This window comes from Bacillus sp. FSL W8-0848 (assembly GCF_038007805.1).
GTDB lineage: Bacteria > Bacillota > Bacilli > Bacillales > Bacillaceae > Bacillus > Bacillus glycinifermentans.
In genome coordinates this window covers 1,431,699-1,446,876 of record NZ_JBBOYB010000001.1, presented here as the reverse complement: position 1 = coordinate 1,446,876, position 15,178 = coordinate 1,431,699, and the positions used below count along the sequence as shown (strand labels likewise).

Genomic DNA, 15,178 nt, shown 5'->3' with positions numbered 1-15,178 from the left:
TGCTTTCCAACGTTTGAACGCCTAAAAATACCGGAGGTTCAAGGATGATCCCGAACCTCCTTAACACGAGGGATCATGCGTAGGAATGCAGACCTGCGATCACCAGGTTTACAAAAATAAGATTAAACATAATGATGGCAAAACCGATGACAGCGAGCCAGGCTGATTTTTCTCCGTGCCATCCTCTTGAAAGCCTGAGATGCAGATAGGCGGCATAAAACAGAAAGGTAATGAGCGCCCATACTTCCTTCGGGTCCCAGCCCCAGAATCTGGTCCAGGCAATCTGCGCCCAAATCATCGCAAAAATGAGCGCGCCCAACGTGAAAACCGGAAAGCCGATCGATACCGACCGATAGCCGATTTCATCGACGAGATCAAGGTTGACGTTTTTCACCAGCGGCTGAAGGAGCGCGCTGATCCGTTTTCTCGCGATCAGTCTGATGGCGCCGTAAAGCAAGATTCCTACAGCAAACGACCAGAGGACGGTATTTAATTTCCTGCCGGAAAATATCGGCGGAACATTGACGATCGGCTCCATTTTCCCCTCTGTCAACAGCTCGCCTTTGTTCGGTCCGATAAGCGGCGGAAGCTCATAGACCATCGTTTCTTCTACATTCTCTTTGTTTATCCACTTAAACTTTGCCTCATAGCCGCCGATTCTGAATGCACTTGTCACAAGGATAAACGCCAGGGTGGCAACAAGCATAAACATTACGAATTCGAGCCAGAACGTTTTTCTGCCGGGATTCGACTGATCCACATGCTTGAGCAGAAAAATGACGCTTGCGACAAAACTGACCGCAAGAATCGCCTGACCAAGCGCTGCCGTCGTTACGTGAATGTACAGCCACCTGCTTTGCAAGGACGGAATCAGCGGTGTAATATCGGTCGGGAACATGCTGGCGTATGCGATTAAAAGCAGCACGACAGGGAGCGTAAACAACCCTAAAGCTGATAACTTGTAAATAAAATAGATGATGATGAACGCCAAAACGAGCATCATGCTGAAAGCTGTTGTAAATTCAAAGAGGTTGCTGACCGGCGCATGACCGGACACGATCCATCTCGCGATAAAATAACCGAGTTGGCATACAAATCCTGAGATCGTAATCAAGACGGCGATCGACGCCCATCGATTCTTTTTTTTCGGCGCGGATGTTTTGCTTCTGATCGAGCCCCCAAAAAAGAAGACCGCAGCCAGATACAAAAGAAATGCCGCGTACAATAAATTCCCGCTGAGCTCTGCCATGAAAACCCCTCCCTATGCTGGCCGTTTATTTTCTTCTTTGAACAGTTCTTTTTGATCAGCCGGTTCGGATATTCCCGTATCGGCCAGTACGGCCTGCAGATCTTTTTTCAGTCCGTACCAGTTTTTGTTCGTGTGGCCGGCGACGAGCACATCCCCGTCTATCGAACGCAGCCAAATCCGCCTGTGGTGCCAGTACATTCCTTGAATGACCCCGATCATAAAGATTGCGCCGCCGACCATCAATACCCACAGCGTCAAATCTTTTCTGACCGTCAGACCCGACAGGTTCTTTGTTTCTACATGGTCAAATTTCATTTTATATTTGTTGTCTTTAGATCCTTCTATCGTCTCCTGAATCGCCACAAAGCTTTTCTCCCCGCCGGGCTTGTCAGGAGCGCTGATCTGGAAAACAAAAGCCGGATTGTTCGGGTTTCTCGTTTTTGTGCTCGGCTCTCCGTCTTTATTGAAATAAAAGTCCGGAAGATAGCTTGCCAGATGCACTTTGTAACCGTTGCCAAGATCATAGTCCTGCTTCGGTTCGAACAGATCGATTGACACCTTCCCGAACGATTTCCCCGTGTCTTTTTCGATCAGCTGAAACACCATTTTGCTAAGCTCGCCTTCTTTGTAGGTGAGCTGATAAAGTGCATAAGAACCGAATTTCAGCGGCTCATTGACTTTGATTTTGCCGTTTTTCACCTTTTTTAACTTTGGCGATTCGCCGGGCAGACTGCTGTCTTTTCTTTCATACAGCTCGACATCGGTTTGATACGATTTGGCGACCATCCCGTCTCCCGCTTTGTTGATAGCCTCTGAAAATACCTTTTTCTCATTTTCGCTGTTGTACATTTCCTTCGTAAACTTGTTGCTTTTCAAATAATACTGCCCGTCTGTTCCAGGGATCGGAGCGGTTTCCCCTTCTCTGATCCAGAGATTTTCGTCGACGTACATGCCCGGAACAAAGCGGAGCATGACGCCGATGAGGAAAATGATCAGCCCGATATGATTGACGTATGGCCCCCATCTCGAAAAGCGGCCTTTTTCGGCAAACAGATTGCCGTTTTCCTCTTTTACCCGGTAGCGCTTTTTTTTCAATTTCTCGATGATGTCCGTTCTGACTTTTTCGGAAAGCTCCGTTTCCGTCCGGCTGAACAGCCTCTGTCTCTCCATAAAGTTCGGGTTTCGGGTGACCCCCTGATTTTTCAGGGCCCTGTATAACGGGACAACCCGGTCAAGGCTGCAGATGACCAATGATACGCCGATTGAGGCGACCAGAATAATAAACCACCAGGAACCGTATAGATTATGAAATCCTAGAGTATAATAGATTTGTCCAATCAGTCCGTATTGTTCCTTATAATATGTATCAGCCTGCGCTCCCGGCGGCAAAAATATCTCCTGCGGAAAAATCGTTCCGAAAGCCGATGCCGTCAAGGTAATGACGATCAGCCAGACGCCTACCTTTACAGAGGAAAAGAAGTTCCAGATTTTATCGACGATCGTTTTGTTATACGTTTGTGAACGTCTCGCGCTCCCGTCATACCGCATGTCCAGCAATTTTGCATCCTGCTTTTGCAGCGGCTTTCCGCACGATTCGCACAAAACGGTCCCAAGCGGATTCACATGCCCGCACTCGCATTTGATTTCTTTCATCATGAAGACCTCTCAGGTTTTATCATATTCATATAATCATGGATCATGCTCTCTGTCATAGTGCCTGTCACAACCTTTAGGATCTTTCCGTCCGGATTGATCAAAAATGTAGTCGGAAGCGGCGTGACATCATAAGCATCCAAAACCTGCCTGTCTTTATCAAGGACGACCGGAAAATTGACCCCGTATTCGTTCATAAAGTTACGGACGGCCAGATTTGATTCCCCGACGTTTACTGCGACGATTTCAACCCCTTGATCTTTGAACTCCTTATATTGGTTCGCCATATATGGAAATTCCTTTTTGCACGGCTCACACCATGTTCCCCAGAAGTTTAAAAACACCCCTTTGCCTTTGAGATCACTCAGTTTCAGACGGTTGCCGTTAACATCCTCAAGCGAAAAGTTGGGAGCCTTCTCTCCTGCCGCTACGCTCTCTTTATCATCGAATACAGCGCTGTATAGCGTATAGCCAAGCGCAGCCAGCAGCACAAGAAGGATGACTGTCCGAATGTAAAAACGCTTTTTTTTCATAATCCGCCCCCTCATTTAGACACTCAGTACTATTATAGCACCTCTAAACTGACACACATTTTTCCTTTTTTGAAGGTTGTGTGAAAATTTAGAAAGCGTGTTTCCCGTGCTCCGCCATTGCTCTGAGCCGTTTCACTTCATGAGGCGTCAGCTCTCTCTTTTCTCCCGTTTTTAAGCCTTGCAGGTTTAAAAAAGCATATTCTTCCCTTTTCAGCTTCAGCACTTCATGGCCGATCGCATCAAACATCCTGCGGACTTGGCGGTTTCGCCCCTCATGAATCGTGATCTGGACGATGCTTGTCTGTTTTTTCTTGTCGATGGACAGCAGCTTGACCTTTGCAGGAGCGGTTTTGCCTTCTTCAAGCCGGATGCCGCGCTCCAGTTTTTTTAAGTGTTCTTTTTCGGGAATTCCTTTTAGTTTTGCCACATACGTTTTATCGATCTCATATTTCGGATGCATGAGCTTGTTGGCGAATTCGCCGTCATTTGTTAAAAGGAGCAGTCCGCTCGTATCATAATCAAGACGCCCGATCGGATAGATGCGCTGCGGGATCTCTTGAAAAAAGTCGGTTACCACTTTCCGGCCTTTATCATCTTTGACCGCTGAAATCACGCCTCTCGGCTTATAAAAGAGAAAATAAACGGGTTCTTCGCTTTCCAGCTGGATTCCGTTCACTTCAATGCGGTCTGAGCTTGTCACTTTGGTGCCGAGCTCTCTGACCGTTTTGCCATTGACGGTCACTCTTCCTTCTTTTATCAGCTCTTCCGCTTTTCTTCTCGACGCAATTCCGGCGTGAGCGATTACTTTTTGAAGTCGTTCCATATCTTTCACCTCATGTATTATCTTACTTTTTTCCAAACGAACAAACAAGCATGCCTTTTGTGCAGGCAGCATGTCTTAAAAAGCACAGCTTCCGCACTTAAATGTATCCTTTCTTACGCAAAAAGTAAAACGGTTTTAACAAAGAAAAAAAAGCGCCCTTTTTCAGGCGCTTCCAAACAGTAGCGTCACGATGATGATGGATGCGATGATCCCCGCTAAATCGGCAAGCAGTCCCACCTTTAAAGCATCCCCCATTTTTTTGATTCCAACCGCTCCGAAATAGACGGTCAGGACGTATAGGGTCGTATCCGTCGATCCCTGCATCACGGAAGCAAGCCGGCCGATAAAAGAGTCCGGTCCGTGGACAGCGATTAAATCGGTCGTCATGCCAAGAGCGGCCGTCCCCGATATCGGCCGGATCAAAGCAAGCGGCACGACCTCCGTCGGAATTCCGATGGCTGAAAAAACGGGCTTTAAGAGATCCATAAAAAAATCGAGCGCTCCGGAAGCCCGGAAGACCGTGATCGCAACAAGCATTCCGACCAGGTACGGGATGATGGAAAACGCGATTTGGATTCCTTCTTTTCCCCCTTCGACAAAGGCCTCATACGTCGGGACTTTTTTCCACGTGCCATATAAAAGAATCGAGGCGATGATAAACGGAATAAGGGCTAAAGAAAGCCAATTGATGAACTCCAAATGCTCACCCCTTTTTGTTTCTTCGATAATAAAAATACCTGTCGATGATGATGGCGAAGATTCCTGAAATGAGCGTGGCTAAAATCGTCGGACCGACGATATCTGTCGGCGCTTTTGCGTCATACGTCATTCTTACGGCGATCACCGTCGTCGGAATGAGGGTGATGCTTGAAGTATTCACCGCTAAAAACGTAATCATCGAGCGGCTTGCCTCAGACCGGTTTTGGTTCAGCGATTTCATCTGTTCCATCGCTTTAATGCCGAGCGGCGTCGCCGCGTTTCCCAACCCGAAAAAATTGGCCATTAAATTCGATAAAATGTACCCCATCGCCGGATGATCCGGGGGAATCTCCGGAAACAGCTTCGAGATGAACGGCCGGCACATGCGGCTGAATTTTTCGAGAAGCCCCGCTTGTTCGGCTATTTTCATCAGCCCCAGCCAAAATACCAAGACGCTCATCAGTCCGATCGCGATCGTGACCGCCTCTTTAGCACCTTTGAAGACGGCCTCATTGACTTCCTGAACCGTTCCGTTTATAAGCGCGAAAACAAGGCCGATAACGGTTAAAGCTACCCAGATTATATTGACCATGACGGACCGCCCGCGACTTTTTTAAATACGGATTGAAAGGTTTCCATAAACGATTTTTTCGGTTTTTTGTTCCGCTCGTTTTCGTAATAAACCGGCAGTTTTGCGATCGTTTCTCCGCCCAGCTTCACATTCATTTCGCCGACGATGTCCGGAATCGCCCGTTTGTCTTTCCGCCACTTCTTTTTCGGCTCAAGAAGCTTTGTCTCGATCTTCACGTCTTCTTTTTCATCATCATTCAACAAATATGTAACATCCCTTTTAATGAATGCTTTCGTTCCGTAAAACGTATCCTTCAGTTCGGGGATGTCGCCTTTTTTGGCGAGTACATAGGTTTTATAATGATCGTGCACATAGTTGAACATCGCGATGTGATCGTTCCAATCGTCCGGTGCGTTTATCGTGACGGCGATCAGATCTGTTCCGTCTTTGGATGAGGTTGATACGAGCGTCCGTTTCGCAAGCTTTGTATAGCCCGTCTTGCCTCCGGTGCTGTACCGGTAAAGACCGGTCAGGAGCTTATTTTTGTTTTTCCAGATGCCTTGCATCGTTTCCGCTTTATACCGTTTCGTGCCTGCGATCTTCCGATACGTCTTATTCGTCATCGCGTATTTCGTTAAAAGCGCCATATCGTAAGCGGTTGAATAATGATCTTTATGGTCATCAAGTCCGTGCGGGTTATGAAAAACGGTGTTTTCCATGCCGAGGTCTGCCGCTTTTTGATTCATCATATAGACGAAACCTTCCAGGCTTCCGCCGATATGCTCGGCGATCGCAACGGCCGCATCGTTTCCGGACCTCAGCATCAAACCGTATACGAGGTCTTTGAGCTTTACCTTTTGCCCGCTTGTTAAATAGATGGAAGACCCTTCAGTCCGGACCGCTCTGTCACTGACCGTTACCGTCTCCTCCATTTTTCCCGACTCTATCGCTAAAATGGCTGTCATGATTTTCGTGATGCTGGCAATGCGCCGTTTTGTATGCTCATCCTTTGCAAATAGCACCCTTCCGGAGTTCCCGTCGATGATAATCGCGCTTTTTGCGCTGACATCGATGAAGGGCTCTGCTTTACTGTTTTGATGCGAAGAGAAAAAAAGAGAAAACGTGATGAACACTGCTGCAGCTCGTTTTAGAAAGCGCATTTTCTCACGTCCTTGCCTGTGGTTTGTACAAGTTTATGCGCTTGTCTTACAGTTATGAACATCAATTGTCCGATTTCCGCAAAAAAACTCCCCCGCAAAGGGAGAGTTTCTTTTTATCTGGATTGAACCATTTTCATCCGATAGTCCGTCCCGTAGTATTCCAATTCTTCTCTCATCGATTGATATCCGGTTTCAAGAGAAGCCATCAAATTCTTTAATGAGACTGGTGCCGGTTCGCGAAAGCGAATGGCGTTTTTCCCCGTATACGCTGCTCTAGAGTCTTCGTACCACGTATCTTTTTTCGGCGTAAAAAATTCTTCTATGCATCGATGATAAATCTGATAGAGCATCCTTTCGGCAGCAGCATCCTGAAAAGGCTCCTGCTGCAGCCTGATGCGGCAGGCCTCAAGCCCTTCTTCACAGTAAACCGAAAGCCTCCTTAAATTGCTGAGGATCTCGCGGTAATAATCACCTCGCCCCGGCTCTTCCTTTTCCAATGATGCGAGCGTTGTATCATTTAAAAATGCGCTCAACGCCTGAACGGCCTGTGATAAAAATTTTTGCGCCTGTTCGGTTTGGGCTCTTGCCATTGAATGTTCCATTGTTGTCGGCAACCTTCCCCTCATTGCTTTGTTACAATCGTATTCAAATAAACATAAAAAATACGATAATATATATTATCATACTTCGGACATAACGTGAATCTATTTTATATCTTCAAACGTTTGATTGAAATTCTCAAAAAACAAATCGGCTTCTTCCTGAACCCCGTCTTCTTCGACGTTTTCAGGCAGAGGTGGAAGCTCCTCGATCGCTTTTAAGCCAAACTGCTCAAGAAACGTCTCGGTCGTTCCGTATAAAATCGCCCGGCCGGGACCATCCGCACGTCCGACTTCGCACAAAAGCGCTTTTGCGACAAGACTTTGAAGAATCCGTTCTGATTTGACTCCTCTGATGTCTTCTATTTCGGCTCGTGTAATCGGCTGTTTGTAGGAAACGATCGCCAGCACCTCGAGGGCTGCCTGGGAAAGTCCTTTTGACGGGGCTTCGATCAATTTTTTTAAATAGACGGCAAAGTCTTTTTTTGTTGAAAGCATGTACGTATCTGCGTATTCGACAAGCTCTATGCCTCTGTCTTCTTTTTCGTAGCTTTCTTTGACGTCCAGCATGATATCCCGAAGTTCGGTTTCATCAACCTCCAACACGGACAGCAGCTGTTTTTTGGTGAGTCCCTCGTCTCCCGCCGCATACAGCAAAGCTTCAACGATAGCCTTCCAATTCACGATATCAAGCGTCATGAATCGCTTCACTCCCTGTTATGTAAATATCGGAAAAATTGCGTTCCTGTTCAATAATGATCAGCTGATTTTTCATCAGCTCCAAAATCGCTAAAAATGTCACCACCAAATGCTGTTTTTGTTCGAAAGGGAACAATTCCATAAAGTGCATTCTTTTCCCCGACGATTTCAAGCATTCGACAATCTGGGTCATCCGTTCTTCGATCGGAATCTCCTGCCTGGAAATTCTCGTTTCCGAAGGACGGCTGATTTTTTTTCGGTTCAGCACCTTTTGAAACGCGCCGAGCATGTCGTATACCGTAACAGAGAGCTTCTGTTCGCTTAATTTGACTTCCTTGGCGTATTCGCTTAAATCGCTCGGAGGTTTGGCAAACGATTTTTGCCTCTCCTCTTCGCGCTCTTTTAAAGTCTGTGCAGCGCTTTTATATTTTCTATACTCTATCAATTTTTCGATTAATTCGTCTCTCGGATCCTCTTCTTCTTCCAGCATCATCTCTTCATCAAACAGTTCCTCCTCCTGTTTCGGGAGAAGCATCCGGCTTTTAATGCTGAGAAGAGTGGCGGCCATCACCAAATACTCGCTTGCCACGTCAAGCTCAAGCTCGCGCATCGTGTGCACATATAATAAATATTGCTCGGTTATCTTCGCAACAGGTATGTCATATATGTCGATTTCGAGCCGGTTGATTAAGTGCAAAAGCAAATCTAAAGGTCCTTCAAACGCCTCGATCTTCACCTGATATTCCATGATCATTTCTCACCATTTTCAAATCGCTTCTAAGCCGGCTTCAAACTGGCTACCCTTAAGTATAAATTACGCGTCTGCATGAAGTCCAATATAATTTAAGAAACGACGGCTTCTGTCTATACAGATTGAGATAAACACACATAGAATAACCGTGTAAAATCGTTGATGGAATAGGAGAAAACAGCACGGGAGCCAACGCCTGCGGCGGAGGATTCGCTTTGATTGTCATTCTGTTGGAGCGTCTGGATCTGTTAATTCCGTTCGCTCATGCTTTTCATCTGCCGGGGTGCAGGCGTGATTTTTCCTCCGTCTCTTCTCTGTGATACACTTGAATGGAAGGGTAAAAGGAGGATGTCAGATGTATCCTGAAAGCTATATCGATTACTTAACCGAGTTTCATGGCGCGAGGGATTATTTTGAGTGCCATGAAATTTTGGAGGAGCATTGGAAAAAGGATCCTCCGGGAAAACGGAAAATATATTGGGTCGGCTTGATTCAGCTTGCCGTCGCCCTCTATCATCAGCGGAGAAACAATTTCACAGGAGCGGAGAGGCTGATGGCAAACAGCCTCCGTATTCTTGAAGCCGAAAAAGCTGCAGTCGAGTCTCTCGGCTTAGATCATGAGCGCTTGGTCAGCCTTCTGCGGGAGACTCTTCAGCATATAGAAGCACGTTCGCCTTACGAAAGCATCATGCTCCCCATCACAGATGAAGCGCTGATCGAAGCCTGCCTGAGAGAGTGCGGGCGGAAATCCTATCATTGGGGGCAAAACAGCCGAATGACGGATGATTTCCTAATTCATAAACACAGGCTGAGAGACCGGACAGAAGTGTTTGCTGAAAGGGAGAAGGAAATCGCACGGCGAAAAAAGAGCAGAGGCTAATGAATCGCCTCTGCTCATTTGTTGTATGTGATGTCTTCATTTTCGTGATCCTGACAGCGTTTAAAGAATCCTTTTGTTAATTCATTCGGAACCAGCGGTTTAGGTTCAAACATTTGTGAAAGGGCGGAAACCATCTTTTTGCCGATTCCTTGGTGACGGTGAGACGGATTGACACTGATATGCTTGATTTCAACTTCTTCATCTTTTTTTTCAACCCCTACACAGCCGACAATGTCCTCGTCTTCCTTCCAGAGGAACAGCTGTCTGTCAGTGTCCGTTTCATAGTCTTTCATTGTCTGCTGAAGCTGCTTGACGTCCTTCTCATTCGGCATGAACGAAAGGAGACCCATCGCAATCTTTTCGAATGACTTTTTATAACGAATTAACATAAATACCCCTCAATATATCAAAATGTGGATCTTAACGAAGGCTGGTCGCTTCACATCACATTATAAACATTTTTATAACCTTTTTAAACTCTTTTTCGGGAATTAATGAAGCGACCGGGTCAGGTTCGCCATCTCAATCGCCGCTGCGGCGGCTTCGGCGCCCTTGTTTCCGGCTTTTGTTCCAGCCCGTTCAACAGCCTGTTCGATCGTATCTGTCGTCAGCACGCCGAAGATCACCGGAACGCCCGTTGACATGCTGCTCTGCGCAATTCCCTTTGCCGCTTCGTTGCACACATAATCATAATGACTTGTCGCACCTCTGATCACCGTTCCAAGCGTGATCACGGCGTCGTACTTTTTCGTTTCAGCCATTTTTTTTGCGATCAATGGAATCTCAAATGCGCCGGGAACCCAAGCAACATCAATGTCCTCTGATTTAACCCCGTGTCTTATCAGCGTATCTTCCGCCCCGCTTAACAGTTTGCTCGTAATAAAATCATTGAATCTTGAAACAACGATACCGATTTTCAAATCTGTTCCAATTACATGGCCTTCAATTTTATTCATATGAATCCCGTCCTTTTTTGTGAATGTTTTTATATTAAAAATGAAGCAAATGCCCTAATTTTGTTTTTTTCGTTTTCAAATAGTTTTCGTTATCTTTCTTCATTTCCATCTGCAACGGTATTCTGTCAGCAATCGTCAAGCCGTATCCTTCAAGCCCTGCGATTTTTCTCGGGTTGTTCGTCAAAAGCTTCATGTTTTTCACGCCGAGATCCCTCAGAATTTGGGCGCCGATTCCGTAATTTCTTAAATCGGGCAGAAAACCGAGCTGTTCGTTCGCCTGGACCGTGTCGTATCCTTCTTCCTGAAGCTTGTACGCCTTCAGCTTATTGATCAGGCCGATGCCTCGCCCTTCCTGTCTTAAGTAAACGAGCACGCCGCGCCCTTCCTTTTCAATTTGCGAAAGCGCTGCGGCAAGCTGCGGACCGCAGTCACAGCGGTGCGAACCGAACACATCGCCTGTCAGGCACTCTGAATGAACGCGGACTGTCACCGGCTCATCGTCAAACGGGACATCGCCTTTTACAAGGGCGATATGCTCTTTTTGATCGATGTCGTTCGTGTAGCCGAACACCTTGAACGTCCCGAAATCGGACGGAAGCGTAATGCTTACTTCGCGGTTGATCAGCGTTCCCCTGCTATAGCGGTACTTGATTAAATCTTTAATCGTAATCATTTTCAAGCCGTGCTGATCGGCGATTTTTTTCAATTCGGGAACCCTTGCCATCGTCCCGTCTTCATTCATGATTTCACAAATGACGCCTGCCGGTACGGAACCGCATGCCTCGGCAAGGTCGACCGCTGCTTCCGTGTGCCCCGCTCTTTTTAATACCCCGCCTTTTTTCGCAATCAGCGGGAAGATATGGCCGGGTCTTTTAAAATCTTCGGGACGCCCGTGTCTGTCGATAAGGGCTTTTACGGTCAATGACCGTTCCTGGGCGCTGATTCCCGTCTTTGTATCGCGGTGATCGACGCTGACCGTAAAAGCGGTGTGGTGGGAGTCGGTATTCTCGTCCACCATCGGATGCAGATCGAGCCTTGAAGCGATCTCTTCATTGAGCGGCGCACAGATCAACCCTCTGCCGCAAGTCGCCATAAAGTTGATTACCTCCGGTGTCGCGTATTCAGCCAGCGCGACGAAATCGCCTTCATTCTCTCTGTCTTCATCATCGACGACGATGATGACTTTACCCTGTTTCAGATCGTGTATGGCCTCATCAATTGTATGAAACATAAGCCGCTCCTCCTTTCGTTTAAAACCCGTTTTCCTTTAAAAACGTTTCGGTGATTGTTTTCGTCTGTTTTTCTTCATTTGTCCGATGGAGAAACCGGTAGATGTATTTGCCGATCATGTCGCACTCAACATTGACGATGCTCCCGACCTTTTTTTCGGAAAAAATCGTTTCGTCGAGCGTATGCGGAATGAGCGAAACCGTAACCTCATCGTCCGTTAATCCGAATATCGTCAAACTTACGCCGTCAACTGCGATTGAGCCTTTCAAAACGAGCATTTTGGCAAGCGCGGGGTCCAGTTTTAAATCATAGTATATGGAGTTTTCCGCTTTTTCTATCCTTACGATGGAAGCTGTGCCGTCAACATGCCCAGACACCATATGCCCGCCGAAGCGGCCGTTTGCCGCCATGGCTCTTTCAAGATTGACGGAGCTTCCGATTTTTAAAGCGCCGAGCGATGTTGCTTTCAGCGTTTCAAGCATGACATCTGCTGTGAACTGATCTTTTTTGTAGCCGGTGACGGTCAGGCAGACTCCGTTGACCGCAATGCTGTCACCAAGCTTGACATCCTCGGTCACCTTCCTCGATGCAATGACTAAAGACATGGCGTTTCCGATCTTTCTCATGTCTTTGATGGTTCCGATTTCTTCAATGATGCCTGTAAACATGGGTCACCACCCTATTCTGTTAAAGGTTTTGCCGAAAGTTTCAAATCCCGGCCGATTTTGGTTATGGATGTGAATCGTAATAAGGGGACATCTTTCATCGATTGAAAGCCTTCACCGGAGATGGCGCTGGGAGAAGAGAGCCCTCCGATTAATTTCGGGGCAAGATAGAAGATGATTTCTTGATAAAGCCTTTCTTTGACAAAGCTTGCGTGAACGGTTGATCCTCCTTCGACATACACCGACGTGATGCCGTTTTCCGCCAGGTGCAAAAGCACATCGCGCACGGAAATCGTCTCCGTGTCCAGCACAGTGACCCGAACGCCTTTGTCTTCCAGAGACCGGACGGTTTCGGGATCGGCATTGGCGCCTGCATAAATCCAAGTAGGCGCTGCTTTGTCATGAATGACTTTCGCTGCAGGCGGGATCGTCAAATTCGTGTCAAGGATTACACGGACCGGCTGATGTGCCGTACCGGGCAGGCGGCATGTCAGACTCGGGTCATCCGCTTTGATGGTGCCTACGCCGACTAAAATGCTTTGATGATTTTTCCGGTACGCGTGTGCATCCAGCCTGGCTTCTTCTGAGGTGATCCATTTGCTGTCACCGGTGGCCGTGGCTGTTTTGCCGTCGAGGCTAACCGCGGCTTTCAGGGTGACATACGGCATTCCCGTCCGCATAAAATGCATGAATTTTTCATTCAACTCTTCCGCCTGTTCTTTGAGAACGCCTGTTGTGACTTCGATCCCCGCTTCTTTAAGCATGCTGATTCCCCTTCCCGATACAAGGGGATTCGGGTCTTCGGCTGCAACAACTGCTCTCTTCAAACCTGAGCGAATAATCAGCTCAGCGCAAGGCGGCGTTTTCCCGTAATGGCTGCACGGTTCAAGCGTGACGTATATCACCGCTCCCTCGGCATGCCGGCCCGCCATTTGAATGGCATGCACCTCGGCATGCGCTTCACCGTATTTTAAATGGGCGCCCATTCCGACGATCTGTCCGTCTTTGACGACGACCGCTCCGACCAGCGGATTTGCGCGCGTCTGGCCCTCGCCCTGCTTTGCAAGCTCTAATGCGAGATTCATATAGTGCTCATCCGTCATCGTATTCCCTCCCTTCTTTTTAGCTTTACACAAAAAACCCCGGAATATTCGTTCCGGGGTCTGATTTTCATGCATGAGAAATAAAACTATGCGGTACAGTTTTTTTACATAGTTTTCTTCATCCTTCTCCCATCCAGACTTTCACTGTCGGCTTCAGCTTTTCACTGAATCCACCGCCTGCATGTAAGCAAAAGCGGGTCACGGGCTCTAAAGCGTCATCGCTTTACTACCGCCGGTCGGGATTTCCACCCAGCCCCGAAGGATACAATCGATATTTTCTTGTCCTTATGCGTATTATAGCCACAGAAAATTCAAATTGCAATGAAAACAGCTCTGCAAAATAAAAACTCCCCTTGCGGCAAGGGGAGTTAATTTGTGACTTTGACGACTCTGATCAACCCGTCGATTCTGTTGGCATTGCTGAAGTAAGCCTTTACTTTGTCTCCTTCTTTAATGTCGGACAGATTTTGATCAAGATTTTTCGAATTGAAGATAATTTTTGTGCCGTTATCCGAAATTCCTTGATACTCCGTTCCATCGATCTTAGTGATTTTATATTCGTAAACGGTATAGTTTTTTTCTTCAGACGAAACCGTTTGGCTGAGCGCCGTCGAAACATCTTTCATGCTTCCGTTTTTTAAATAATAAAAGCCTCCTGCCAGGACAGCCGCCAAAATAAGCAGGATTGTAAGCTTGACTCTTATTTTCCCCATGGTCAAAACCTCCAGAACACGTTCTGAACTATCTATATGTTTTTCCCCTTCAATTGATGAAATCAAAACATATTCGTTTCAGACGGAAAAATACGTAGTTTTTAAGTATAACGCAAAATGAAGCCGAATCGTTTCATTTTCCCTCGAAATACTCCTAATAACCTACGAATATACATTCTGTTTTCAGGGGCGCATGGTGAAACAAGATGAAAATCACGACAAAAAGACGATATAATTTCCAATCAAATAACGAAAATAAACGGCTTAATTCCCGCTGTGTATAGAACAGTTCCTTTTTTGAAGACTGCCGGCAATCTTTTCAAGATCTTTTCTTATTCATCAGAAACGGCCTCCTTTTCCCGGCATCTAAATATGTCAAAAGACCTAGTGATTTAATCGAAACCAAAAACCTGTATCGTTTCTCACTTTTCGTTTTGATCTATACATACACATCATACGGTTTCTTCTAACAATATACGAGTGTTTCGGTTATTTGTTTCAAAAAATAAAAAAGATCCCTGACTTTGATATGATCCCCTCATAGTAGACAGAAAAAAGAAAGGATATTAATCTGTCTACTATGGAGGGGATTTTTTATGGGAGAAATCATGAAAACATACGATGTGACTTTCAAGAAAAAAGCAGTCGATTTACACATGAAAGATGGGATGGGTTTCAAGACGGTTGCTAAAGAATTAGGAATATCTAAATCAATGGTAGCTCGTTGGGTGAAGTATTATGAGGCCGAGGGAATGAAGGGATTGGAAGAAAAACGAGGAAAAGCAACAGGATCTGGCAAGGGCAGACCAAAAAAACGACTTGAAGATCCTGAATCTAAAATCAAACGCCTTGAAGCAGAGGTGGAAATGCTAAAAAAGCTCTTAAAGATGTAAA

Annotated in this window: 18 protein-coding genes and 1 riboswitch; of the genes, 2 read left to right on the top strand and 16 right to left on the bottom strand. The window is 46.4% G+C overall.

Annotation, left to right across the window (positions count from 1 at the left end; all coding sequences use genetic code 11):
- Positions 1–73 precede the first annotated feature (73 nt).
- From ccsB to NSQ39_RS07495, 10 genes are all read right to left on the bottom strand, one after another.
- The gene (gene ccsB, locus NSQ39_RS07540) at positions 74–1,249 is read right to left on the bottom strand and encodes a c-type cytochrome biogenesis protein CcsB (protein WP_175077303.1); all 1,176 of its coding nucleotides are present in this window, start codon (positions 1,247–1,249) and stop codon (positions 74–76) included.
- 12 nt (positions 1,250–1,261) lie between these two features.
- On the bottom strand, positions 1,262–2,902 hold the full coding sequence (gene resB / locus NSQ39_RS07535) for a cytochrome c biogenesis protein ResB (protein WP_175077302.1): 1,641 nt from the start codon (positions 2,900–2,902) through the stop codon (positions 1,262–1,264).
- Entirely contained in the window at positions 2,902–3,438 is a 537-nt protein-coding gene (gene resA, locus NSQ39_RS07530; protein WP_175077314.1) for a thiol-disulfide oxidoreductase ResA, read from the bottom strand. The genes resB and resA overlap by 1 nt, the downstream gene beginning before the upstream one ends.
- A gap of 85 nt (positions 3,439–3,523) precedes the next feature.
- Positions 3,524–4,258: a 23S rRNA pseudouridine(2605) synthase RluB gene (gene rluB / locus NSQ39_RS07525; protein ID WP_175077301.1), complete on the bottom strand. Its 735-nt coding sequence runs from the start codon at positions 4,256–4,258 to the stop codon at positions 3,524–3,526.
- 162 nt (positions 4,259–4,420) lie between these two features.
- The gene (locus NSQ39_RS07520; protein WP_046129836.1) at positions 4,421–4,957 is read right to left on the bottom strand and encodes a spore maturation protein; all 537 of its coding nucleotides are present in this window, start codon (positions 4,955–4,957) and stop codon (positions 4,421–4,423) included.
- Between the two features lie 4 nt (positions 4,958–4,961).
- Positions 4,962–5,549, bottom strand: a complete 588-nt coding sequence (locus tag NSQ39_RS07515; RefSeq protein WP_046129835.1) for a nucleoside recognition domain-containing protein — start codon at positions 5,547–5,549, stop codon at positions 4,962–4,964.
- Complete coding sequence (locus NSQ39_RS07510; protein ID WP_216899603.1) at positions 5,537–6,688, bottom strand: D-alanyl-D-alanine carboxypeptidase family protein; 1,152 nt, start codon at positions 6,686–6,688, stop codon at positions 5,537–5,539. Before NSQ39_RS07510 ends, NSQ39_RS07515 begins: the two co-directional genes overlap by 13 nt.
- Positions 6,689–6,801: 113 nt before the next feature.
- Complete coding sequence (locus tag NSQ39_RS07505; protein ID WP_341014436.1) at positions 6,802–7,290, bottom strand: YpuI family protein; 489 nt, start codon at positions 7,288–7,290, stop codon at positions 6,802–6,804.
- A gap of 102 nt (positions 7,291–7,392) precedes the next feature.
- Positions 7,393–7,986, bottom strand: coding sequence for an SMC-Scp complex subunit ScpB (gene scpB, locus NSQ39_RS07500; protein ID WP_046129832.1), 594 nt, complete (start codon positions 7,984–7,986; stop codon positions 7,393–7,395).
- Positions 7,976–8,737, bottom strand: a complete 762-nt coding sequence (locus NSQ39_RS07495) for a segregation/condensation protein A (RefSeq protein WP_175077313.1) — start codon at positions 8,735–8,737, stop codon at positions 7,976–7,978. The genes scpB and NSQ39_RS07495 overlap by 11 nt, the downstream gene beginning before the upstream one ends.
- Positions 8,738–9,092: 355 nt before the next feature.
- Between NSQ39_RS07495 and NSQ39_RS07490 the strand changes: the two genes are divergently transcribed.
- Entirely contained in the window at positions 9,093–9,617 is a 525-nt protein-coding gene (locus tag NSQ39_RS07490) for a DUF309 domain-containing protein (RefSeq protein ID WP_175077298.1), read from the top strand.
- A gap of 14 nt (positions 9,618–9,631) precedes the next feature.
- Here NSQ39_RS07490 and NSQ39_RS07485 read toward each other — a convergent pair whose 3' ends face one another.
- From NSQ39_RS07485 to NSQ39_RS07460, 6 genes are all read right to left on the bottom strand, one after another.
- On the bottom strand, positions 9,632–10,006 hold the full coding sequence (locus NSQ39_RS07485; RefSeq protein WP_046129829.1) for a GNAT family N-acetyltransferase: 375 nt from the start codon (positions 10,004–10,006) through the stop codon (positions 9,632–9,634).
- A 102-nt stretch (positions 10,007–10,108) separates the two neighbouring features.
- The gene (ribH, locus tag NSQ39_RS07480; RefSeq protein ID WP_046129828.1) at positions 10,109–10,573 is read right to left on the bottom strand and encodes a 6,7-dimethyl-8-ribityllumazine synthase; all 465 of its coding nucleotides are present in this window, start codon (positions 10,571–10,573) and stop codon (positions 10,109–10,111) included.
- A gap of 34 nt (positions 10,574–10,607) precedes the next feature.
- Positions 10,608–11,804: a bifunctional 3,4-dihydroxy-2-butanone-4-phosphate synthase/GTP cyclohydrolase II gene (locus tag NSQ39_RS07475; RefSeq protein WP_046129827.1), complete on the bottom strand. Its 1,197-nt coding sequence runs from the start codon at positions 11,802–11,804 to the stop codon at positions 10,608–10,610.
- A 19-nt stretch (positions 11,805–11,823) separates the two neighbouring features.
- On the bottom strand, positions 11,824–12,471 hold the full coding sequence (gene ribE / locus NSQ39_RS07470) for a riboflavin synthase (RefSeq protein WP_175077297.1): 648 nt from the start codon (positions 12,469–12,471) through the stop codon (positions 11,824–11,826).
- 11 nt (positions 12,472–12,482) lie between these two features.
- Positions 12,483–13,571 (bottom strand): bifunctional diaminohydroxyphosphoribosylaminopyrimidine deaminase/5-amino-6-(5-phosphoribosylamino)uracil reductase RibD, encoded by a 1,089-nt coding sequence (gene ribD / locus NSQ39_RS07465; protein WP_046129825.1) that lies wholly within the window; start codon positions 13,569–13,571, stop codon positions 12,483–12,485.
- A 117-nt stretch (positions 13,572–13,688) separates the two neighbouring features.
- Positions 13,689–13,838: riboswitch (FMN riboswitch) on the bottom strand.
- Positions 13,839–13,939: 101 nt separating this feature from the next.
- Positions 13,940–14,284 carry a hypothetical protein gene (locus NSQ39_RS07460; RefSeq protein WP_046129824.1) on the bottom strand — a complete coding sequence of 115 codons (345 nt, stop codon included), beginning with the start codon at positions 14,282–14,284 and terminating at the stop codon, positions 13,940–13,942.
- 596 nt (positions 14,285–14,880) lie between these two features.
- On the opposite strand from NSQ39_RS07460, the gene NSQ39_RS07455 reads away from it, so the two are divergent.
- Positions 14,881–15,177 (top strand): transposase, encoded by a 297-nt coding sequence (locus tag NSQ39_RS07455; RefSeq protein WP_046129823.1) that lies wholly within the window; start codon positions 14,881–14,883, stop codon positions 15,175–15,177.
- Position 15,178 lies beyond the last annotated feature (1 nt).